This is a genomic window from Cryobacterium sp. CAN_C2, from assembly GCF_015751745.1.
Classification (GTDB): Bacteria; Actinomycetota; Actinomycetes; order Actinomycetales; family Microbacteriaceae; genus Cryobacterium.
On the sequence record NZ_JADOUX010000002.1, the window covers coordinates 1 to 20247 of the forward strand.

At 64.8% G+C, this 20247-nt stretch carries 24 protein-coding genes; 10 read left to right on the forward strand and 14 right to left on the reverse strand.

The window, feature by feature from the left end:
- Positions 1 to 317, forward strand: a 317-nt coding sequence (locus tag IWX77_RS01590; RefSeq protein ID WP_196842776.1) for an HNH endonuclease signature motif containing protein, incomplete at its 5' end; no start/stop codon positions are given.
- Positions 318 to 417: 100 nt separating this feature from the next.
- Here IWX77_RS01590 and menD read toward each other — a convergent pair.
- Together menD and IWX77_RS01600 are read right to left on the reverse strand one after the other, a co-directional pair.
- A complete protein-coding gene (gene menD, locus IWX77_RS01595; protein ID WP_196842777.1) occupies positions 418 to 2130 on the reverse strand; it encodes a 2-succinyl-5-enolpyruvyl-6-hydroxy-3-cyclohexene-1-carboxylic-acid synthase in 1713 nt (570 codons plus the stop codon).
- Entirely contained in the window at positions 2123 to 2569 is a 447-nt protein-coding gene (locus tag IWX77_RS01600; RefSeq protein ID WP_196842778.1) for a PLD nuclease N-terminal domain-containing protein, read from the reverse strand. The genes menD and IWX77_RS01600 overlap by 8 nt, the downstream gene beginning before the upstream one ends.
- 72 nt (positions 2570 to 2641) lie before the next feature.
- On the opposite strand from IWX77_RS01600, the gene IWX77_RS01605 reads away from it, so the two are divergent.
- Entirely contained in the window at positions 2642 to 2980 is a 339-nt protein-coding gene (locus tag IWX77_RS01605; RefSeq protein WP_196842779.1) for a DUF4229 domain-containing protein, read from the forward strand.
- Here the strand turns inward: IWX77_RS01605 and IWX77_RS01610 are convergent.
- Genes IWX77_RS01610 through IWX77_RS01620 form a run of 3 tightly spaced genes read right to left on the reverse strand, consistent with a single transcriptional unit; the run spans position 2954 to position 6053 of the window.
- Positions 2954 to 3934, reverse strand: a complete 981-nt coding sequence (locus IWX77_RS01610) for a 1,4-dihydroxy-2-naphthoate polyprenyltransferase (RefSeq protein WP_442784444.1) — start codon at positions 3932 to 3934, stop codon at positions 2954 to 2956. The two genes, IWX77_RS01605 and IWX77_RS01610, sit on opposite strands and share 27 nt — an antisense overlap.
- A 14-nt stretch (positions 3935 to 3948) precedes the next feature.
- Entirely contained in the window at positions 3949 to 5118 is a 1170-nt protein-coding gene (locus tag IWX77_RS01615; RefSeq protein ID WP_297412906.1) for an AMP-binding protein, read from the reverse strand.
- 23 nt (positions 5119 to 5141) lie between these two features.
- Positions 5142 to 6053: a 1,4-dihydroxy-2-naphthoyl-CoA synthase gene (locus IWX77_RS01620; protein ID WP_196842780.1), complete on the reverse strand. Its 912-nt coding sequence runs from the start codon at positions 6051 to 6053 to the stop codon at positions 5142 to 5144.
- 219 nt (positions 6054 to 6272) lie between these two features.
- Between IWX77_RS01620 and IWX77_RS01625 the strand changes: the two genes are divergently transcribed.
- From IWX77_RS01625 to IWX77_RS01640, 4 genes are read left to right on the forward strand one after another with little or no spacing between them, the layout of a single operon-like run.
- A complete protein-coding gene (locus IWX77_RS01625) occupies positions 6273 to 7256 on the forward strand; it encodes a sigma-70 family RNA polymerase sigma factor (protein WP_196842781.1) in 984 nt (327 codons plus the stop codon).
- Between the two features lie 34 nt (positions 7257 to 7290).
- Complete coding sequence (locus tag IWX77_RS01630) at positions 7291 to 7626, forward strand: DUF7882 family protein (RefSeq protein ID WP_196842782.1); 336 nt, start codon at positions 7291 to 7293, stop codon at positions 7624 to 7626.
- Entirely contained in the window at positions 7623 to 7877 is a 255-nt protein-coding gene (locus IWX77_RS01635) for a hypothetical protein (protein ID WP_196842783.1), read from the forward strand. The genes IWX77_RS01630 and IWX77_RS01635 overlap by 4 nt, the downstream gene beginning before the upstream one ends.
- A gap of 48 nt (positions 7878 to 7925) precedes the next feature.
- Positions 7926 to 8912: an o-succinylbenzoate synthase gene (locus IWX77_RS01640; RefSeq protein ID WP_196842784.1), complete on the forward strand. Its 987-nt coding sequence runs from the start codon at positions 7926 to 7928 to the stop codon at positions 8910 to 8912.
- A gap of 37 nt (positions 8913 to 8949) precedes the next feature.
- Here the strand turns inward: IWX77_RS01640 and ccsB are convergent, their stop codons facing one another.
- From ccsB to IWX77_RS01665, 5 genes are read right to left on the reverse strand one after another with little or no spacing between them, the layout of a single operon-like run.
- Complete coding sequence (gene ccsB / locus IWX77_RS01645) at positions 8950 to 10014, reverse strand: c-type cytochrome biogenesis protein CcsB (protein ID WP_442784445.1); 1065 nt, start codon at positions 10012 to 10014, stop codon at positions 8950 to 8952.
- Between the two features lie 15 nt (positions 10015 to 10029).
- A complete protein-coding gene (resB, locus tag IWX77_RS01650; RefSeq protein ID WP_196842785.1) occupies positions 10030 to 11706 on the reverse strand; it encodes a cytochrome c biogenesis protein ResB in 1677 nt (558 codons plus the stop codon).
- Positions 11690 to 12451 (reverse strand): cytochrome c biogenesis CcdA family protein, encoded by a 762-nt coding sequence (locus IWX77_RS01655; protein ID WP_196842786.1) that lies wholly within the window; start codon positions 12449 to 12451, stop codon positions 11690 to 11692. The genes resB and IWX77_RS01655 overlap by 17 nt, the downstream gene beginning before the upstream one ends.
- A complete protein-coding gene (locus tag IWX77_RS01660; RefSeq protein WP_196842787.1) occupies positions 12448 to 13068 on the reverse strand; it encodes a TlpA family protein disulfide reductase in 621 nt (206 codons plus the stop codon). Before IWX77_RS01660 ends, IWX77_RS01655 begins: the two co-directional genes overlap by 4 nt.
- Positions 13065 to 13709 carry a histidine phosphatase family protein gene (locus IWX77_RS01665; protein WP_196842788.1) on the reverse strand — a complete coding sequence of 215 codons (645 nt, stop codon included), beginning with the start codon at positions 13707 to 13709 and terminating at the stop codon, positions 13065 to 13067. Before IWX77_RS01665 ends, IWX77_RS01660 begins: the two co-directional genes overlap by 4 nt.
- A 92-nt stretch (positions 13710 to 13801) precedes the next feature.
- Here IWX77_RS01665 and aspS point away from each other — a divergent pair, with 92 nt between their 5' ends.
- On the forward strand, positions 13802 to 15115 hold the full coding sequence (aspS, locus tag IWX77_RS01670) for an aspartate--tRNA(Asn) ligase (protein ID WP_442784446.1): 1314 nt from the start codon (positions 13802 to 13804) through the stop codon (positions 15113 to 15115).
- 98 nt (positions 15116 to 15213) lie between these two features.
- Here the strand turns inward: aspS and IWX77_RS01675 are convergent, their stop codons facing one another.
- The 4 genes from IWX77_RS01675 to IWX77_RS01690 all read right to left on the reverse strand — a co-directional run bounded on the left by IWX77_RS01675 (position 15214) and on the right by IWX77_RS01690 (position 16558).
- Positions 15214 to 15513: a Dabb family protein gene (locus tag IWX77_RS01675; RefSeq protein WP_196842790.1), complete on the reverse strand. Its 300-nt coding sequence runs from the start codon at positions 15511 to 15513 to the stop codon at positions 15214 to 15216.
- Positions 15510 to 15779, reverse strand: coding sequence for a glutaredoxin family protein (locus IWX77_RS01680; protein ID WP_196842791.1), 270 nt, complete (start codon positions 15777 to 15779; stop codon positions 15510 to 15512). The genes IWX77_RS01675 and IWX77_RS01680 overlap by 4 nt, the downstream gene beginning before the upstream one ends.
- 104 nt (positions 15780 to 15883) lie before the next feature.
- Positions 15884 to 15982 (reverse strand): 30S ribosomal protein bS22, encoded by a 99-nt coding sequence (locus IWX77_RS01685; protein ID WP_003792170.1) that lies wholly within the window; start codon positions 15980 to 15982, stop codon positions 15884 to 15886.
- A 129-nt stretch (positions 15983 to 16111) separates the two neighbouring features.
- A complete protein-coding gene (locus tag IWX77_RS01690) occupies positions 16112 to 16558 on the reverse strand; it encodes an ArsR/SmtB family transcription factor (protein WP_196842792.1) in 447 nt (148 codons plus the stop codon).
- A 118-nt stretch (positions 16559 to 16676) separates the two neighbouring features.
- Between IWX77_RS01690 and IWX77_RS01695 the strand changes: the two genes are divergently transcribed.
- The 3 genes from IWX77_RS01695 (at position 16677) to IWX77_RS01705 (ending at position 20240) form a co-directional block, all read left to right on the forward strand.
- Complete coding sequence (locus IWX77_RS01695; protein WP_196843033.1) at positions 16677 to 18077, forward strand: TrkH family potassium uptake protein; 1401 nt, start codon at positions 16677 to 16679, stop codon at positions 18075 to 18077.
- Positions 18070 to 18741, forward strand: a complete 672-nt coding sequence (locus IWX77_RS01700) for a potassium channel family protein (protein ID WP_196842793.1) — start codon at positions 18070 to 18072, stop codon at positions 18739 to 18741. Before IWX77_RS01695 ends, IWX77_RS01700 begins: the two co-directional genes overlap by 8 nt.
- Before the next feature lie 113 nt (positions 18742 to 18854).
- Positions 18855 to 20240 carry a MinD/ParA family ATP-binding protein gene (locus tag IWX77_RS01705; protein WP_196842794.1) on the forward strand — a complete coding sequence of 462 codons (1386 nt, stop codon included), beginning with the start codon at positions 18855 to 18857 and terminating at the stop codon, positions 20238 to 20240.
- Positions 20241 to 20247 lie beyond the last annotated feature (7 nt).

Sequence of the window (20247 nt, forward strand, 5' to 3'; positions counted from 1 at the left end):
GCGCGGCCATCGCCGCCCGCGACGAAGGCTGCATCATCCCCGGCTGCACCATCCCCGCCCGCTGGTGCGAAATCCACCACATCATCCCCTGGCAACACGGCGGCCCCACCAACATCGACAACGGCACCCTGCTCTGCTGGTACCACCACCACACCATCAACAGCAACGGCTGGAAAATCCGCACAACCAACGGAAGACCCCAACTCCTCGGCCCCCTCCTCTGGGACCCCACCCAAACCTGGCGACCCGCCCACACCCACCGTGCCAACACCCCCAGCGCCCACACCCCCAGCCCAAAACCCCACTGGCGCACCTAGAACGCCTGATCCGCCTGAATTTCGTGATTTGCCGTGATTCAGTTACTGTCTGCGACCGGCGCTGGTGAAAGAGTCGCTGCTGAAACGGGCCGTGGCGAAGCTAGCGAACGAGCGGAACCTCGAGGATGGCGGGACGGGTAGGGGCGCCGGTGAGGGCGCGTTCGAGGTCGCTGCGGGTGGCGGCCATCTCGTAGTCCCAGCCATAGGCAGCGGCGAGCGCCTTGAGGTCCACGCTGCGCGGGGTGTAGAGCACCCGCTCCATCGCCTCGGCCGGAGCCGTCGCCGCAACCTCGAGGCCGTCGAAGATGCTGCCGCCACCGTCGACTCCGACGATGACCTGTAGTCGGGGTTGGGGTTCGCCGGGGGCGATCAGCAGCGAACCGACGTCGTGCAGAAAGGTCAGGTCGCCCATCAGAACCCGGGTCACACCGACCGAGCGCGGCTCCGGTTCAGCCTGGCTGGCCAGGGCCACACCGAGCGCGGTGGCGATGGTGCCGTCGATTCCGGCCAGGCCTCGATTAGCCAGCACGGGGATCTTCTTGCCGGGAACCCGTTTGTCGGCCTCGCGAATGAGCCGGGAGGCGCCGAGCACGAGCCGGTCGTGCGGCCACGACGCCCGCCAGACGGCGTCGACGAGCAGTGCCCGGGTCAGCGGCGCGCGCAACGCGGCCAATTCGGCGCGGGTGATGCCGCGTTTATCTATCGGCACCCGACCTTCGTCGGCCGCCGCCTCGGCTAGCGCCCGGCTGGTCATGATCCAGCGGCCCAGCCACGCTCGCCCGGCCGGCGTGCGGGCTGCCAGCGCGCACGAAGCATCCGCTCCGATCGAGCGGGTGAAGCCGCGCGCGGTGTGGCCCGGGTTGTACCATTCGAGTCCGGTCGGGGCGACCACGATGGTTTCCACCCCGTCTCGCTTGATGAGGGCCGGAATCTCCCGGCTGAGGGTGGGGTGGCCGAACACGATTACCCGTTCGACCTGGCCGCCGAGGTCGACCGCAGAGAGTAGCTCCCGGTAGTGCACGATCAGGTTGGGGCCGAATCGAGCGCCACTGGACACCTCGGCCAGCAGCGGCCAGCCACCGGCATGCGCCAGTTCTTCGGCTGCGGGCCCGGCGCCATCACCGGCGACGACGACCGTGCGCGGTCCCGGCGCGAGCAGCATGGCCGGCCCATCTGTTGACGTGGCCGGGGCAACACGGATAGCAGGTGTCGCGAAGGAGGACCCTGCAGGCAGCGCAGCCGACAGCGGCTCGCGAAATGCCAGGTTGAGTTGTGCCGGGCCGGGAGCAGTGGTGAACACGCCGGTCGCGGCATCCATCGCCTGACGGGCCAGCGCCACGGCGGTGCTGACCTCGTCGGGTTCGCCGACCGGTGCCGGAACGTCGAGGCACAGTCGAGTGGCGACCCCGAACAGGCCGGACTGCACGGTGGTCTGGTTCGAGCGGATACCGCGCAGCTCGGCCGGGCGGTCGGCGGTCAGCAGAATCATGGGCACCCCGGCGTGGTGCGCTTCGAGAACGGCAGGGTGCAGGTTGGCGACGGCGGTTCCCGAGGTCACCGCGACGAGGGCGGGAAGGCCGGTTTCGAGGGCGAGACCGACGCTGAGAAATCCGGCGCTCCGTTCGTCGGTGCGCACGTGCAAGCGGATGCTGCCGACCCGTTCCAACTCGGCCGCCGCCAACGCGAGGGCCTGCGAACGTGCTCCGGGGCACAGAACCAGGTCGCGCACCCCGAGCCGAACGAATTCGTTCAGGAGGGCTATGCTGAAATCGGTCGCCGGGCTGCTTCGGTTGCTGGTCGACCGCTCAGGCATCCCGACGGCCAGGCTGTTCGCCCTCGCCCGGTTCGTTCTTCTTCTTCTTCGTCGCCTCACCCGGTGTCGGATCGTTCTTGTCGAGGTCCGCGAGGTCCTGCTCCATCCGACGAATGCGTTCCTGCTGATCTTTCTCGTTGAACGGCCGGTTCTCGCCGCTGCCGGACTTCACGCTGCCGTCGCCTCTGAGACTACGCAGAAAATCAAGATCGTCATCTGGGGCGACCGATCGATACGACCGGGTAGTGGGGGCGGCACGGCCGTGGCCGACGAGCAGCCAGAGCAGCGGGCCGATTAACGGCACCAGAACGATGACGAAAATCCAGACCCAGCGCGGCAATCCGCGAATACGTTTGCGGTCGAACACGGCACAGTCCACGAGGGTGTAGACGGTGAGGATGACCAGGGCCAGTCCTAGTCCGATCAAGAGCTTGGGCATACCTAGATTGTAAGCCGCTTGACCGTGAGAGACATGTGCAGATCACCAGCCGGTGCATCCTAAGCTAGATTCATGAAATTCCTGCCTCCTTGGCTGTACTACTCCGTTCTGCGCGTGTTGATGTTTGCCGTTCCGCTGGCGATTCTGCTGTCCCTGGGATTCTGGCCGTGGGCATCTGCTGTCATCGCTGCCCTGGTTGGGCTGTGCCTGTCGTACCTCCTACTCGGCAAGTCACGCGAGAGTGTCGCCCGCGGCCTCTACAAAGCGCGGCACCCCGACAAGGAGCCGGTGAACCCCGATTCCGCGATCGAGGACTCGGCGCTTGATGCAGTTGACAGGCAGAGTGCAGTTGACAGGCAGAGTGCAGCTGACAGGCAGACCAACTCAGAACGCGAAAGCAAGTCCCAGTAGCAGGCCGTAAGCCAGCGCCGCCAGGCTCGTCAACTTGAGGGCGAGGATGAGTTCCTTTGCCGACGTCGCGGTGATCGTGATGAGGCAGGCTGGCAGGGCCAGCAGTAGCACGAAGAACGTAAAGATTCCCAGCGGATAGAACACGCTGAAGAAGCCGGTGATCACAAACGGCACCAGCAGAAAGACGCAGAACACGACCCGGGATGCCGTGCTGCCGATGCGTACCGAAAGGGTGCGCTTACCGGCGGCCTTATCGGGCACGATGTCGCGCAGGTTGTTGACCATGAGTACGGCGCTGGCGATCAGCCCCAGGGCGACACCGCCGAACACACTCTCGGTCGTGAAATCGCCGACCTGTACGTAGGTCGTGCCGGCGGTAGCCACGGGGCCGAAGAACACGAACACGAACACTTCACCGAGGCCCAGGTAGCCGTAGGGCTTCTTGCCACCGGTGTAGAACCACGCTGCGGCGAGGGCGACCACGCCAACGAGCAGCAACCACCAGTACTGGGTCAGGATAACGAGCGTCAGGCCGGCCATGGCGGCGAGGCCGAAGAAGACGAGGGCAACGCGCAGCACAGTGCGCGGGTTGGCGACACCGCCGCCGGTGAGCCGGGCCGGGCCGACGCGAAAGGCATCGGTGCCGCGAATGCCGTCGGAGTAGTCGTTGGCGTAGTTGACGCCGATCTGCAGCAACAGCGCCACGGCGAGCGCGAGGAGCGCGCGCACCGGATGGTAGACGCCGGGACCGCTCGCAACGATGGCCGCACCCGTGCCGAGCAGCACGGGCGCGACAGCGAGCGGCAGGGTGCGCAGGCGTGCGCCGGACACCCAGTCGGAGGCCGTGGCCGGTTTGACCTTGGCTGGTCCCTTGCGGGGTGGGCCGTTCTTGAAGGCCGGATGCCCGGACTTACCGTTGCCGCTGGTCTTGCTGCTCAGATCAACACCAGCCAGCTTCGCAGCGGGGTTCAATCGTTGTTGTTTGGGCCTGGTCGGCCGAGCTCCTTGTGCCACGCCCCCATGTTACTGGCCAGCGCTGCGCGGTCGGGCTTGCCCGAGGTCAGCAGCGGAATCTCTGCAACGCGAACGACACGCGCGGGCCTCGCCGCACGCCCGAGCATTGCCACAATGGATGCCATCAGATCCACCTCCGCACCTTCTCCCCCGGCCACCACGACGACCGGCACCTTTCCCCACTTCTCGTCGTCGCCGCCGATCACGACGGCCTGTTCGAACCCCGGATGGGACCGCACGATGTCTTCGACGGCATCGAGCGATACCTTCTCCCCACCCGAAATGATTACGTTGTCGGCCCGTCCGAGCACCGTGACCCGACCACTGTGCGGGTCGACCTCACCGAGGTCGCCGGTGCGATACCAGCGCACACCGTGCTCCACCAGAAAGCGGTCAGCGGTGCGCGCTTCATCGTCGAGGTAGCCCTCGGCGAGCACGGAACCCGACAGCTCCAGCTGCCCATCGACGACGCGCACGAGGGTGTCACCGATCGGAACACCGTTGTAGACGCAGCCGCCGGCGGTCTCCGACGACCCGTAGGTGCGCACGACCCGCACGTTGAGGGCTTCCGCCCGAGCGATGAGTTCGCCTCGAATCGCCTGCCCGCCGACCAAAATAGCGGTGAAGCGGCGCAGCACGGCCAACAGGGCCGGGTCATCCGCTGCGTCAATCAACCGGGCGAGCTGCACCGGAACGAGCGCGGTGTAACGCAGCGGCTCGGTCATGGTCTCGGCCAGCCGCCGAAAATTCTGCGGGTCGAAATGACCCGGCGGCAGCACGAGCGGGCTGGTCTCGGCGGCGATGGAACGCACGAGCACTTGCACCCCGGCGATGTAGTGCACGGGCAGGGCGAGCAGCCATTGTCCAGCCCCGCCGAGGGCAACCGTCGATGCCGCAGCACCGGCCAGTAAGGCGTTGGTCGCGAGCATGACCCGTTTGGGCACCCCAGCGGACCCCGACGTTTCGATCACAACGGCGACGCGCTTCGGCACGTCACCGACGAGCGGCTCCGCTGCGCCGGCCAGCACGGGCAGCAGGGCGGGCCCACTGCCCGCGAGCGCGTCGCGCACTGCGGCAAGAAAGTCGAGCGGATGCCCCGGCACGAGCACCCGCAGCGGCCTCACAACTCACCCCTGCGCGGCACGAGTCAGTACTGCCACGGGTACGGGGACCAGTCGGGTTCGCGTTTCTCCAGAAAGGAATCGCGGCCCTCGACGGCCTCATCGGTACCGTAGGCCAAACGAGTCGCCTCCCCAGCGAACACCTGCTGGCCAACCAGACCGTCGTCGACGGCGTTGAAGGCGAACTTGAGCATGCGAATAGCGGTGGGCGACTTGGTCAGAATCTCTCGAGCCCACTCCAGCGCGACCGTTTCCAGCTCAGCGTGCGGCACGACCGCGTTGATCGCGCCCATCTCGAGGGCGCGCTGGGCCGAATACTCCCGCGCCAGGAAGAACACTTCCCGGGCGGCCTTCTGGCCGACCTGGCGGGCGAAGTAGGCGCTGCCGTACCCCGCGTCAAACGACCCGACGTCGGCATCCGTTTGCTTGAATTTGCCGTGTTCGGCGCTCGCAATGCTCAGGTCGCACACGACGTGCAGCGAGTGCCCGCCGCCGGCCGCCCAGCCGGGAATAACGGCGATGACCACTTTGGGCATGAAACGGATGAGCCGCTGCACTTCCAAAATATGCAAGCGCCCGGCGCGGCCACGGTCGATGCCTGCTGCTGTCTCACCCTCGGCGTATTTGTAGCCGTCGCGGCCGCGAATACGTTGGTCGCCGCCGGAGCAGAACGCCCAGCCGCCGTCCTTGGCGCTCGGACCGTTTCCGGTGAGTAGCACCACACCGATCTTCGAGTTGGTGCGGGCGTCTTCGAGGGCCGCAAACAGCTCGTCGACCGTGCGGGGTCGAAAGGCGTTACGCACCTCGGGTCGATCGAACGCGATCCGGGCAATTCTGCCCGTCACATCGTGATGGTAGGTGAGGTCATCGAGGTACTCAAAGCCCGCAACGGCCTTCCACTGGCTCGCATCGAAGATTTCGGATACCTGTTCGCTCATGCCGTCAGCCTACGCGGAGCGAGAGGCCGTTTTGCAGCGTCGCAAACTCGTAATATCAAGGGTTGGAAGTCGAAATAACCTCATGTACTGTGAACCGAGCAAGAAGTCAATCCCTTGCCATCCACCCCATTCGGGGGTGTACTAATGACTTGAAAAGTATGGGGAGGTCGCCATGAAAATCACACACGGCATCAGCAACCACTGCGGGGGCACGTAACCATGACGACCACCGTTCAAGAGTCCCGCACTACAACGTCGTCACCTCGCCGCACCACGTCACCGGGCAATTACAACGCCGCTTCGACGGATGCCTTCGGCGACTACTTGCGCCGTATCGGCATGGGGAGCCTGCTCAACGCCGAGCAAGAGGTCGATCTGGCTCGCCGCATCGAAGTGGGGCTCTTCGCTGAGGCTCGACTGCTTCAAGATGGAAGCGCCACCGTGCGCGATCCGGTCGACGAGCGCGAGCTGGCCTGGCTCGTGCACGACGGGCGCCGCGCCAAGAACCAGTTCATCGAGGCCAACCTGCGTTTGGTCGTGAGCATTGCCAAGCACTATTCCGGCCGCGGAGTGCCAATCATGGACCTCGTGCAGGACGGCAATATGGGGTTGGTGCGCGCCGTCGAGAAGTACGACTTCATGACCGGGTACAAGTTCTCCACCTATGCGACCTGGTGGATTCGGCAAGCCATCCACCGTGGCATGGCCGACAAGTCACGCATGATCCGCATCCCGGTGCACACCGCCGAGAAGCTGAACAAGATCAAACGCATCCGACGCGACCTGACCAGCGTGCTCGACCGCGATCCCACGGCGCGCGAGATCGGCGAAGCGGCCCAGCTTCCGGTGCGCGATGTTCTGCGGCTGCTGCAATACGACAACGAGCCGATCTCCCTGCACACCCCGGTCGGCGACGGCGCCGGCGACATGGCGGAACTCATCATCGACGATGACCTTCCCCAGCCCGATGAGCACGCCACGCTGACCCTGCGGGCAGCGGATATCCGCTTTTTTCTCGACACGCTGCCGCCTCGGGAACGTTCCATTCTGCGGGCCCGGTTCGGCCTCGACGGCAACGAGCCACGCACCCTCGACCAGATCGCCCACATTGAAGGAGTGACCCGGGAGCGAGTGCGTCAAATCGAGAAGCGAGCCCTGGCGCTGCTGCACGTGCCGCGGCTGGAACACTACCTGAGGGACTGAACGCCGACCGATTGCACGCGAGCAGGAGCGAGAAATGGGAAAGCTGACCTACGACTCGACTCTCACTGCGGACTTCGACGATCGCGTGCTGGCCCACATTCAGGTCGTCATTGGCGCCAAGCTTCGGCGCGGGGAATCGTTCTACTTCACGTGGCGCGACGACCCGCAGGCCGGAGGCGGGCGCAGCACGATCTGGCTACACCCGGGTATTCCCCTTGCGTACAAGTATTTCGGCAGTCGCTCGCCCAAACTGAACCGCGAGTGGATCGAGGCGCTCATGGCTGCGGCCAATTCCTCCGGCGGATTGCAGATCATTCCGGAACCCTACTTCCCGGCCGCACATTCGAGTTCCGTGAAGGACGAACCATGAACCGCGTCGACATCGTCTACGGCGGCAAACCCTATTCACTCGGCGGCCGTTCCATTGAATCCATCCAGGTGGAGATCGACGGCGCCCTCGCCGCTGGTCTCGCCTACTGGTTGCGGGTGAACAGCGGTGAGGGCCGGTTTGAAGACGCCTACCTGCTCATCGCGCCCGGCATTCCCGTCGCCATGGTCAACGTCAAGCCGAACGGCTTCGACCACGGTAGCAACTCCGACGAGCTCTATGAGCAGGACTAGCCACAGGCTCTGGCTGTCTACCCAGCCGGAGGCTGGCACACTGGAACCATGATGCCCTCACTGGATGAGTTACTCGGTTCCGCGCACGTCGTCTCCCTGAAACTGTTCGACCGGTTTCGCGGCTTGGACAGTCGGGAAGCACTGGTGCTGGAAGGCCCCGAAGGCTGGACCGAGTTCTCGCCGTTCGTCGAGTACGACGACGCCGAGGCCGCCAACTGGCTGCGGGCCGCGATCGACTTCGGCTGGCAGAGTACGCCGCACGCGCTGCGCACGAGCATTCCGGTCAACGCCACGGTGCCGGCCGTGCCTGCACACAAGGTGGCGGAGGTGCTCGCACGTTTTCCCGGGTGCCGCACCGCCAAGGTGAAGGTGGCCGGCCCCGAGCAGACCTTGGCCGACGACGTCGCGCGGGTCGCTGAGGTGCGTCGTGTACTCGGCCCGGAGGGGCGCATTCGTATCGATGCCAACGGTCTGTGGAACGTCGACGAGGCCGAACACGCCATTCACGCGTTGAGCGCGTTCGACCTCGAGTACGTCGAACAGCCGTGCATGACGGTGCCCGAACTCGCCGAGATTCGCCACCGCACCACCTATCTGAGCGTTCCGATTGCCGCCGACGAGAGCGTGCGTAAGAGCGGCGACCCGCTCGCCGTGGCCCGGGCCGGTGCCGCCGACATTCTCGTGATCAAGGCTCAACCTCTCGGCGGTATCCGTGCCGCGTTGTCGATCATCGGCCAGACCGGTCTGCCGGTCGTGGTCTCCAGCGCCCTTGATACGTCGGTCGGGCTGTCGATGGGCGCTCACCTCGCGGCGTCCGTTCCGGGCCTGTACTTCGATTGCGGCCTCGGCACCGCCTCGCTGCTCGCCGACGATGTGACGAGCGAGCCACTTCTGCCGGTGAACGGTGCCGTTCCCGTGCGCCGGGTCGTGCCCGATTTGGCTCTGCTGCACCAGCGCGCGGCCAGCCCGGAGCGCCGAGACTGGTGGCTCGCCCGACTCGCGCGCACGCATGCATTGGTCGCCGCGGAGCAGTAGCGCTTATCAGCGACCTCCAGGCCGCGCAGTCGCTCCGTTAGAGGCCGGAGTAGGCGTGCAGGCCCTTGAAGAACACATTGACGACGCCGAAATTGAACATGACGGCAGAGAACCCGATGATCGCGAGCCAGGCCGATCGTGAGCCGCGCCAGCCGCGGGTCGCGCGGGCGTGGATGTAACCGGCGTAGATGACCCAGATAATGAAGGTCCACACCTCTTTGGTGTCCCAGCCCCAGTAGCGGCCCCAGGCTTGTTCGGCCCAGATCGAGCCGGCCATGAGCGTAAAAGTCCACAGAATGAAGCCGATGATGCTGATGCGGTAGGCCAGGTTCTCCAGTGTCGCCGACGACGGCAAGGTGGCCAGGAAGCGCAACCTCAGGGCGGATGCAACGGCCGAGCGCGGCGCGCTGGCGCCTGCAGGGTCGTCGAGCTCACTGTTTTCTCTACGGGACTGCAGCAGCTGCACGGTCGACAGCGCGAAGCCCAGCGCAAACATTCCAGTCGCCAGCGAGGCCACGAATACGTGAATGACCAGCCAAGCCGATTGCAGTGCCGGTGGCAGCGGGGCAACCTCGACGTAAAACTTCAGGGCGGCCACCCCGAGCAGAACGAGCACGAGACCAGTGACGAAGGTGCCGAGAAAGCGCAGGTCGGAACGGACCAGCACGATCAGGAACACCGTCATGATGAGCAAGGTGCCGGTCATGGCGAATTCGTACATGTTCGCCCACGGCACCCGATCGGCCGCGAAACCGCGCATGATCGTGGCCGCGAGGTGCACCGCCCAGGCCAGCACGGTCAGTGCGACTCCGACTCGCAGGCTGGACGACCGGCCGTACGGCAGGGCCGCATCGTTGTCGATGCGGGCGCTGATTCGCGACAGCACGGGCCGCTTCAGTGTGAGGGTGCTAGCGGCCGATGCTTCGAACCCGGCCGAGGGAGCAGTATCCATTTCGATCAGGTCGGCAGCCTGGATGGCGTCGACAGCACTCGAACGACGGGCTAGGTCGATAGCAAAAGCGATAAAGGCGAGGGCGTAGACGGCCATCGCTGAGTACAGTGCGTAGAGCGAGTACGTATTTAGCAGTGCGGAGTCAGTCAGATTCACTCTGTAAGCCTACGTCGATTCGGGGGTGGCTACGACGGGTTGGTGGGTTTTCAACAGTTTGAGGTGACGGTCGGCCAGAGCCGTGACGGCAGACTCGAGGGCGGCATCGTCGCCGCGAGCAAGGCCGGCGTATTCGAGGTGCACGGTTTTGTCGGGGCGGGTCGTGGCCTTCACCCAGAGTCGACGGCGTGGCACGAGGAGTCCGGTGAACAGGCCGAACAATACGAGCGTGGCGAAGCCGAAGAGCCAGATCTGTGTCGGATCGTGGTGAATGTCAAAGCTCGCAAATCGTGGAACCGACTTCGTGAAGTCTCCGACGGCCGACGCGGCCGGGTCATTGTCGACGAAGCTGACGGTGCCGAGGTCGCCCGGCAGCTTGGCCGATTCGCCGGGCTTGAGCTCGATCGAGTCGACGCCGGTTGTGCCGCCGGTCTGCTGTGTCAGGGTGTCGGTGGTGAGGGCATAAACGGATGTCGGTACGCCGGCATCCAGACCGAGATCACCGGTGTAGACGTTCAGTGTGAGCAGCGGGTATTCGAGGTCGGGATAGCTCGAGAAGTTCGCGCCGGACGCCGCTTTGTCCTGGGTCGGATAGAAGAAGCCGATCATGCCCAGCTGTTCAGCCAGGCCGTCGGGAACCTTCACGATACCGAGTGAGGTGAGATTGGCGTCCTGAGGCAGAAACGGCACCGAGTCGGAGAACACGACGGCGCCGTCCGGGGCCGTGACCTTAATGGTCGGCGCGTAACCATTGCCGAGCAGGTAGATGCTCGTGCCGTTTGTGCGCAACGGTCCGTTCACCTTCACGACGCCGGGCTCGGCAGCGTCACCCTTGGGGGTGACGGTCACGTCGGCGGTGAAGTCGATCGGCTGGCCGTAGGCCTGCAGGTTCCGTTGTTCGTAGGAGACCGAGAAGTCGTCCAGGCTCAGCGTGTACGGGTCGAGGGTGGTGTCATCGAAGAAACGCCCCGGGCTGAACGAGTCGTAGGCGAGCAGGGTATTCACAAAGGTCTGTCCTTCGACCAGCACGCGCTGGCCGGCAAAGCCGTAGCCGCCGCCGAAACCGACGGTGATCAAGATGCCGACGAGGGCACCGTGAAAGATGAGGTTGCCGGTCTCGCGCAGGTAGCCGCGCTCCGCCGAAACGGATGATTCGGTATCAGAATCAAAGCGAGCGACGCGGTAGCCGCTGGATTTCAGGAGGGTGCTGGCGTGCGTGATGGCGGCAGAGGCATCCGTTTGCGCGGGCGCCTCGCCCTCGGTGAAGCCGGACAGGCGGGCGAGGCGGACCGGTGTGGTCGGCGGCTTGGAACGCAGGGCCTGGAAGTGGTGTTTGGTGCGCGGAATGACGCAGCCGATGAGGGAGATGAACAGCAGCAGGTAGATCGCCGAGAACCAGGCCGAGGTGTAGACGTCGAAGGCCTGCAGCTTATCCAGCGTCGGCGCCAGGTCGGGGTGATCGGCGAAGTACTGGCTGACCCCGTTCGGGTCGGAGCTGCGTTGCGGCACGAGCGATCCGGGGATGGCCGCGATGGCGAGCATCAGCAGCAAAAACAGCGCGGTTCGCATGCTCGTGAGTTGACGCCAGAACCATCGCAGCCAGCCGATCAGGCCGAGCTTGGGCTGCACGACACCGGACGGGGGCGTCTGCGGGCGGGAATCGTAGTGGTCAGATGGCCGGGACAAAGTTGCCAATCACCCCTTGCAAATCGAGGAGCCAGGCGTTCCAGATACCGCTCACCATGAGTGCTCCGATGACGACGAGCAGAACGCCGCCGAACAGGTTGATGGCACGAATATGCCGTTTCAGGAATGCGACGGATCCGGTGGCCCAGTTGAGGCCGAGGGCGATCACCAGGAACGGAATTCCGAGGCCGAAGGAATAGAACAGCGCGAGCAGACCGCCCTGCCAGGGCGATCCGGTGCCGAGGCTGAGCGAGTTGATGGCGGTGAGGGTGGGCCCGGTGCACGGCGTCCAGCCCACCGCGAACACCGCACCGAGCAGGGGGGCGCCGGCCAGGCCCATTCTGGGGCGCCAATTGGTCTTGATGGTGCGTTGGAGGGCACCGAACTGGCCGACGAAGACCAGGCCGAGCAGAATGACCACGACGCCGGCGATGCGGGTGATCAGGTCACGGTAGGCGTTGAGCCAGAATCCGGCGGCGCCGAAGACCACGCCGGTGAGCACGAACACCACTGTGAAGCCGAGCACGAACAGGCCGACCCCGGCCAGGAGCCGGTTACGCCCGCGCCGGTCGCGATTGGAGGCGCCGGTGCGTCCGTCGGTGAAGCCGCCGATATAGGCGAGGTAGCCGGGTACGAGCGGCAGGATGCACGGGGAAGCGAACGACACCAACCCGGCGAGAAGTGCGATGGGAATAGCGAAGAGCAGCTGGCCGCTGAAGACGATCTCTCCGAAGGGATTGTTCACTCGATGGCGCCTTCGGCCTTCTCCGCGATTGTGTCGCGAATCAGGGTTTTCAGAATTGATGGCGAGGTGACCTGGCCCAGAATGCGCGCCGCGACCCGGCCCTCGGCGTCGAGCACGAGCGTGGTCGGCACCGCGTTCGGCGGAATACTGCCGCTGAACGCGAGCTGCATGGCTCCGGTATCAACGTCAAGCACCGAGGGGTAGGTCACGCTGTAGGTCTCGTTGAAGGCGATGGCGTTCGGAGCCTGGTCGCGCACGTTTACGCCGAGAAAGCTCGCGCCCTTATTCTCGAACTGCACGTTGATGCTCTGCAGATCGGATGCCTCGGCGCGGCACGGCGCACAGCTCGCGTACCAAAAGTTGACCACGAGAACTTCGCCGAGCGTATCGGCGCTCGTGACCGTCTCGCCCGTCTCCGTCACGCCCGAAAACTCGATGGCCTGGCCGCGGTCGGCGAGGGCAATCTCGGTGACGCTGCCGTCGCCGGCGATGAAGCCCTTGCTCGAGCCTTCCCGGTACTGATCTGCGAGCGGGTCAGAGGAGCAGCCCGAGAGCAGGAGGGCGCCGGCGGCCAGCCCGGCCAGCAGAGGGGCGAGACGGCGTTTGATCCGGTTCATACGGCACCCACATCATTGCTCGGGTCGAGAAGAGCCAGCGCCGGGCTGACGTAGGCGGTTTCAGCGAAGTGGTCGCCATGCCAGGAAAGCGTGGTGATGCTCGACAGGTCGCAGCGTCGTTTGCGCGGGTCATGGGCGAGGCGTTCATGGGCGAGGGCCCGGTGCACCATCCAGATCGGCAGCTGGTGGCTGACCAGAACGACGTCTCCCTCGGTGACCGAGTTCCAGGCGTCGTCGATCGCCGCCAACATGCGCGTGGCGACGGACGTGAACGGTTCGCCCCAGCTCGGCTTCAGGGGGTTGATCAGGGCCGGCCAGTTGCGGGGGTCGCGCAACGCGCCGTCAGGGCCGCCCATCCGCTTGCCTTCGAAGGCGTTGGTCGGTTCGATGATGCGTTCGTCGGTGTCGATCGACAGCACGAAGGCGGCGGCGATCGGAGTGGCCGACTCCTGCGCGCGCTGAAGAGGTGAGGCAATGACGCGCACGACTGCCCGACCGCGCTCGACCAGTTCCTCTGCGGCGGTTCCGGCCATGAGTGCGCCTCGCTCAGAGAGCCCATAGTTTGGCAGCCGTCCGTAGAGCACGCGTTCGGGGTTGAAAACCTCACCGTGACGCACGAGATGCACTTGACTAGCTACCACCTGACCAGTCTACGGAGGCCCCAGCCTAGAAACCGCCGTGAGAGCGGCCCCCGGGCGGCTCCGGCTAAACTCGACCTGTGACTTCGCGCGTATTGATCAAGAACCTGTCCGCTCTCGATGACGGCACCGTTTCGGTGTCCGGTTGGGTCGACACGGTGCGCGACCAGAAGAAGGTGCAATTCGTTGTGCTCCGCGACGAATCCGGCGCCGTGCAGCTGGTCAATCCGCGGACAACGGATGCCGATGGCGTCGTCGTCGCCGACGAGCCGGCCACGAGCATCTCGGGCCTCGCCCAGGGCACCTTCGTAACCGTCACCGGAGCGCTCAAGCACGACGAACGGGTCAAGCTGGGCGGCATCGAAATCAAGCTGGCCACCCTCTCTGTGGTGTCCGCCGCGATTCCCGAGACGCCGATCGCGCCCGACTCGAGCCTCGACAAGCGCATGGACTGGCGCTTTCTCGACCTGCGCAACCCCAAGCAGAACCTCATCTTCCGCATCCAGACCACGTTCGAGCACGCGCTGCGCACGTATTGGATCGAGCACGACTTCATCGAGCTGCACACCCCCAAGCTCATGGCGAGTGCGAGCGAGTCGCGCGCCGAACTGTTCGAAGTGGGCTATTTCGACACCAAGGCCTATCTCGCGCAGAGCCCGCAGTTCTTCAAACAGATGGCCCAGTCCGCCGGCTTCGGCAAGATCTTCGAGGTCGGGCCGGCGTTCCGCGCCGACCCCTCGTTCACGAGCCGTCACGCCACCGAGTTCACGAGCGTCGACTCCGAGATCAGCTGGATCAGCAGCCACGACGACGTCATGCAGCTGCACGAAGACCTCATGGTCGCCGGGTTCACCGCGGTCAAGGCCAAGCACGGCGACGAGGTCATGGCCCTGTTCGAGGTTGAGGTGAGCATTCCGAGCACACCGTTCCCACGCATCCCGCTGGCCGAGGCCAAGGAGATCGTCAAGAGCCGCGGCTACGAGGTTCCGCGCGACGACGACGACATGGACCCGGAGGGTGAGCGCCAGATCGCCGCCTATGTGGCCGAGAAGTTCGGGCACGAGTTCGTGTTCCTCACCGACTACGCCTCGAGCATCCGTCCGTTCTACCACATGCGGCACGAGGGCGACGCATCGATCACCAAGAGCTACGACCTCATTTTCAACGGCACCGAAATCTCCACCGGTGCCCAGCGCGAGCACCGCATTGAGGTGCTCGAAGCGCAGGCGATTGAGAAGGGTCTCGACCCGCAGGAGATCGAGGGCTACCTCGACTTCTTCCGCTACGGCGTGCCTTCGCACGGCGGCTTCGGCATGGGCCTGGCCCGTGTGTTGATGCTCATGCTGCACCAGGCGTCGATTCGCGAGGTCACCTACCTCTTCCGCGGCCCGACTCGCCTGGAGCCCTAGGCCTGGCCGGCCCGGGCTCGGCCCGGGCGTCGCCGAGCCGTGAGTTTGGGCCCGTTCTTCGCGGAAAATGGGCCGAAACTCACGGTTCGATGAGCGGTTTACACCTCGAGGTCCACCGCCAGGCGGTCCGCCACGACGGTGCGAATGAACGCGCCGACCTTTTCGTGCTCAGGGTGCTTCTGGTAGCGGTCGAGGGCCGCGAGGTCGTCGAAATCGGCGATCAGCGCGACGTCCCAGTTTTCGTTACCGACAACATCCGAGCCCACCGTCAAAGCACGAATCTCGGGAACGACGCCCACGAGGGCCTCGAGGCCGGTCACGATGCCGGCGGCATCATCGGCCTTCTTGCGCGGGGTGAGGGCGTTGAGCTTCCAGCAAACGATGTGACGAATGGTCATGAGACCTCCAGTAGGGCAGTGCGCAGGCGCACGGGATCGATGCGCCAGTAGTTGTGCACTTTGCCGTTGATGAGGAGCACCGGAATATCCTCCAGGTACAACTCGTGCAGTGCGGCGTCATCGAGAATGGAACGTTCCTCGAACGTGATCGTGGGGGCCGCCGCGTCGTCGGCGAGCTTGGCCACGACGCTGCCGACCAGGTCGCGTGCGTCGTCGCAGAGGTGGCAACCGGGCTTGCCGATCAGGGTCAGGTGTGCGGTAGGCATGGTTCCAGCCTAGGCCGACGGGCGCGGCACCCCGGCCGCCGGACAGCAAAAAGCGCCAGTCCCGAAGGGCTAGCGCTTTGCTCGAAGAACAGCTGAGTGTTGTTCTACTTCTTATTACGACGCTGGTGGCGAGTCTTGCGAAGCAGCTTGCGGTGCTTCTTCTTCGCCATACGCTTGCGTCGCTTCTTAATTACAGAACCCACACGGACCTCACAAGTATTGGTTTAGTCGCGGGAGCGACTGACACGAAAATACCATTCTATCGGACAAAACCGGCTCCAACTACTCAGTACCCGGATCGGGCGCTTCGCGAGCGGGCGAACGGGGTCGGTTTAGACGTTTCTCCGCCACTTTTTTGCGGTGGCATCTTTGACGACATGCGACATTTGCGAGGCGTCGGCGAAGGCCTTGCCGATGGCCGAAGCGAACGCCCGCTGTTCGTCTTTCAGACCGGCATCGGCCTCGTGATCGGCGTCCTTGACGGCCTGGTCGAAGTCGACGCTGAGGAACGGAATCAACCAATCCTCGATCTCTTCAAGCGGCGAATACTCCAGCCGGTAGAAGCGGTGCTGTCCGTCTTCACGCACGGTGACCAGGCCGGCTTCGCGCAACACCTTGAGGTGCTTGGACACGGTCGGCTGACTCAGCCCGAGGTGACCGACGATGTCGGACACGCTCAGTTCGCCACGGACTTTCCCGGAGGGAATGTATCGCTCTAAGAGGATGCGCAAGATGTCCCGTCGCGCTGAGTCCGCCACCACGGTAAAGATGTCTGCCATGACCTCAGGGTAGTCATTACGGTTGGGTAGTACCATGTCAAACTGTCCAGGGTCGCAGGTTAGTCAGGGGTTCTAGGTGCTGTCGAGAACCGGAACTGAACCATTTTTTCCGCGCCCGATGTCGATTCTGGTGCGCATTCGGGATGGCGTTGATTCGCTCGCCCACCAATCGCCATCGCGGTTCGCCATCCTCGTGTTCACCGCCCTCATCATGGTGTTCACCCTGCTGTTTTCGCTGCCGGTCGCCTCCGCCGACCGCACGATGACCCCGCTGCACGACGCCCTGTTCACCGCGGTCTCGGTCATCTGCGTCACCGGCCTCGCGACCGTCGATATGGCCACGCATTGGTCGACGTTCGGTGACATTCTGGTGTTCGTTGGCGTCAATATCGGCGGAATCGGCGTGTTGACGCTCGCGTCGCTCATGGGACTCGTCATCTCACGGCGGCTCGGGCTTCGCGCCAAATTGATGGCGGCGAGCGACTCCAACCCCTCGCGCATTCACGCCGGCCCGGTCAACGAGGGCCAGACCGTGCGGCTCGGCGAGGTCGGCAGCCTGCTGCTCACCGTCGCGATCAGCGCACTCGTCATCGAGGTCGGTGTCGCCGCCCTGCTTTTTCCCCGTATGCTGCAGGCCGGCGTAGCCCTGGGCGAAGCGCTGTGGCACAGCTTCTACTACAGCGCGATGGCCTTCACCAACACCGGCTTCAACCCGAACTCCGGCGGCCTGGACCAGTTCGCAAACGACTACTGGTTTCTCAGCGCGCTCATGATCGGTGTCTTTCTGGGCAGTCTCGGTTTTCCGGTGATCTACGCCTTCGCCCGCGGCTGGAGAAAGCCGCGCCGCTGGTCGGTGCACGTCAAACTCACCCTCGTCACAACGATCGCCCTCATGATCGTCGGCATGGTGCTGTACATCATTCTGGAATTCGACAATCCGAAGACCTTTGGGTCGCTCAATGCGGGCGACACCATCTTTCAATCGTTGTTCATGTCGGTGATGACCCGGTCGGGCGGCTTCGCGACGATCGAGATCAGCGACCTGAACGGATCCAGTCTGCTCCTCACCGACATGCTCATGTTTATTGGTGGCGGGTCGGCGTCGACCGCCGGCGGTATTAAAGTCACAACCCTGGCCATCCTCTTTCTCGCCGCGTTTGCTGAAGCGCGCGGCAAGCAGGAGATGGAGGCCTTCGGCCGACGTATTCCGAGCGACATTCTGCGCCTGTCGGTCAGCGTCGTGTTGTGGGGCGCGACTACCGTGGCTGTCGCGAGCATCCTCATTCTGCATATTTCGAAGCAACCGCTCGACGTCGTGCTGTTTGACGTGATCAGCGCGTTCGCGACCTGCGGCCTGTCAACCGGGCTCACCGCCGACCTGCCGCCGGAAGGCGTGTACGTGATGGCGGCGACGATGTTCATGGGCCGGGTTGGTACAGTGACTCTCGCGGCAGCACTGGCCGCGAGCCACAGCAGGCAACTGTTCAAACGCCCGGAAGAGAGACCCATCGTTGGTTGATCGCATCAAACACGATGCCCCCGTGCTCATCATCGGGCTCGGACGGTTCGGCGCGGCCACCGCTGGCCAGCTCGACCGACTGGGCCGCGAGGTACTCGTCGTCGACACGAGTGAGGTGCTCGTGTCGAAATGGTCGGAGCGGGTGACGCATGCCGTTCAAGCGGATGGCCGTTCGCTTGAGGCCCTGCAGCAAATCGGCGCACAGGACTTCTCGATTGCCGTCTGCGCCGTCGGTTCATCGATTGAAGCCAGCGTGCTCATCGTCGCCAACCTGGTCGACTTGAAGATTCAGCAGATCTGGGCCAAGGCCATCTCCAAATCGCACGGTAAAATTCTTGAACGCATTGGTGCCAACCACGTCATCTACCCCGAGGCCGAGGCCGGCGAACGTGTCGCCCATCTGGTGTCGGGTCGCATGCTCGATTTCATCGAGTTCGACGACGATTTCGCCCTCGTGAAGATGATCCCGCCGAAGCCCATTCGCGGTCTCAACCTCGTCGATTCCGGGGTGCGCCGCAAGTACAACGTGACCGTCGTCGGCGTCAAGAGCCCCGGAAAACCGTTCACCTACGCGACCGCGGAGACCGTCGTCTCCAGCCACGACCTCATCATCGTGTCGGGCGCCGAGGCCGATATTGAACGGTTCGCAGCGCTCGGTTCCTGACGCTCCCCTATTCGGGGGAGACGACCGGCTATTCTCCTAGTACGGACATTTCTCGCCGCAGCTCACCTGAGGTTGCGCGCTGACGACGTGTGCGTGGACGGAAAGGCTCTCCCATGTCACACGACGTGCCCGCTCTCGCCAACACCCCGGCTGACATTGTTGCCGCAGTTCACACCGATACGACGGGCGAGGTGAACATCGATGGCTCCCGGCACCGCGTCACCGGTACCGATGAAGCCGGCGTTCGCGAGGAGATCATCGGCCTCGTGGTCGAGACCGCTCGCAGACGCGGGCAATCCGTTCTGCTGCAGGTCAGTGATGAGCAAGGCGATTGGCCGCTGACCGTGCACCCGAACGGGCGGGTCGAGTCGGCCGGGCCGGTTGTGGTTGCCAGCCGCCCGAAGCCGGCGACTACGGCGCCTCTTCCAGTCGTGACCGAACTCGAGACATCGACACCCTTTGCCACGCTGATGCAGCCCTCCGTCACGGCGCCCGCCAACGCCCTGTTCGAGTCGCTGGTAGCGCCCAGAACGGATGCCGCGCCCGCGTCACCGGCCGCATCAAGCGTGGCGCCGAACCTCGCCGACTTTCTCAGCTCACGGCCACCGGCGCCCGCCGGACCGGCCGAGCAGGGCTGGCAGGGCGCCCTACGCCGCCTCACGGGCGGCCTGGTCTCGCCCACGCCGAGTTCGACCGAGCGCCAGCAACGCACCGCCATCACGGCCGTTCAGCGCAGCCTGAACGGCCCGCGCACGATCGTGGTGCTCAACCCCAAGGGTGGCGCCCATAAGACAACGGCGACGCTGCTCATCGCTGCCACGTTCGGCATCTATCGCGGCGGCTACACCCTCGCCTGGGACAACAACGAGACCATGGGAACGCTGGGTGTGCGCGCCCAAGCCGCCCGGCACACCAACACGGCCGTGGACCTGCTGCGCGACCTCGACCGGTTCGGCGATACCCGCTCCCGGGTCGGCGACCTCGACAATTACGTGCGCTCGCAGGGCGATGCCCAGTTCGACGCACTCGCCTCCGACCTCGATCCGGCGGGTGCAGCGAGCATCGACGACAACGCCTTTCGCAAGCTCCACAAGACATTGAGCCGTTTCTACCGGGTTCTCGTGATCGACACCGGCAACAACATGCGGGCCAGCAACTGGGAGGCTGCGGTCGATACCGCCGACCAGCTCGTGATCGTGTCGACGATTCGCGAGGACACCGGCTACGGTGCCGCCTCGCTGATCGACGGCCTGCGGCAGAAGGGTCACGCCGACAAGGTCGCCCAGGCCGTCACCGTGCTCGCGTCGCCGTCGAAAACCGCCGACGAGCAGCTGTCCAAGCGCCTGCATGACCATTTTCGCCAGCTCACCCGCACGGTCGTCGACGTTCCCTACGATGCCTCACTGGTCGGTGGCGGCCCGCTCAACGTCGACGCCCTGGCGCCGCGCACCCGCGCCGCGTGGCTGCAGGCCACGGCCGTCATCGCCGAAGGGCTGTAAGGCGCTG

What these genes read in the sequence shown, in the direction of transcription:
- menD (WP_196842777.1), bottom strand. Translation starts at nt 2,130, where the DNA reads ATGCCTGAGCGGTCGACCAGCAACCGAAGCAGCCCGGCGACCGATTTC.
- IWX77_RS01600 (WP_196842778.1), bottom strand. Translation starts at nt 2,569, where the DNA reads ATGCCCAAGCTCTTGATCGGACTAGGACTGGCCCTGGTCATCCTCACC.
- IWX77_RS01605 (WP_196842779.1), top strand. Translation starts at nt 2,642, where the DNA reads ATGAAATTCCTGCCTCCTTGGCTGTACTACTCCGTTCTGCGCGTGTTG.
- IWX77_RS01620 (WP_196842780.1), bottom strand. Translation starts at nt 6,053, where the DNA reads ATGAGCGAACAGGTATCCGAAATCTTCGATGCGAGCCAGTGGAAGGCC.
- IWX77_RS01625 (WP_196842781.1), top strand. Translation starts at nt 6,273, where the DNA reads ATGACGACCACCGTTCAAGAGTCCCGCACTACAACGTCGTCACCTCGC.
- IWX77_RS01630 (WP_196842782.1), top strand. Translation starts at nt 7,291, where the DNA reads ATGGGAAAGCTGACCTACGACTCGACTCTCACTGCGGACTTCGACGAT.
- IWX77_RS01635 (WP_196842783.1), top strand. Translation starts at nt 7,623, where the DNA reads ATGAACCGCGTCGACATCGTCTACGGCGGCAAACCCTATTCACTCGGC.
- IWX77_RS01640 (WP_196842784.1), top strand. Translation starts at nt 7,926, where the DNA reads ATGATGCCCTCACTGGATGAGTTACTCGGTTCCGCGCACGTCGTCTCC.
- IWX77_RS01660 (WP_196842787.1), bottom strand. Translation starts at nt 13,068, where the DNA reads ATGAACCGGATCAAACGCCGTCTCGCCCCTCTGCTGGCCGGGCTGGCC.
- IWX77_RS01675 (WP_196842790.1), bottom strand. Translation starts at nt 15,513, where the DNA reads ATGACCATTCGTCACATCGTTTGCTGGAAGCTCAACGCCCTCACCCCG.
- IWX77_RS01680 (WP_196842791.1), bottom strand. Translation starts at nt 15,779, where the DNA reads ATGCCTACCGCACACCTGACCCTGATCGGCAAGCCCGGTTGCCACCTC.
- IWX77_RS01690 (WP_196842792.1), bottom strand. Translation starts at nt 16,558, where the DNA reads ATGGCAGACATCTTTACCGTGGTGGCGGACTCAGCGCGACGGGACATC.
- IWX77_RS01695 (WP_196843033.1), top strand. Translation starts at nt 16,677, where the DNA reads ATGTCGATTCTGGTGCGCATTCGGGATGGCGTTGATTCGCTCGCCCAC.
- IWX77_RS01705 (WP_196842794.1), top strand. Translation starts at nt 18,855, where the DNA reads ATGTCACACGACGTGCCCGCTCTCGCCAACACCCCGGCTGACATTGTT.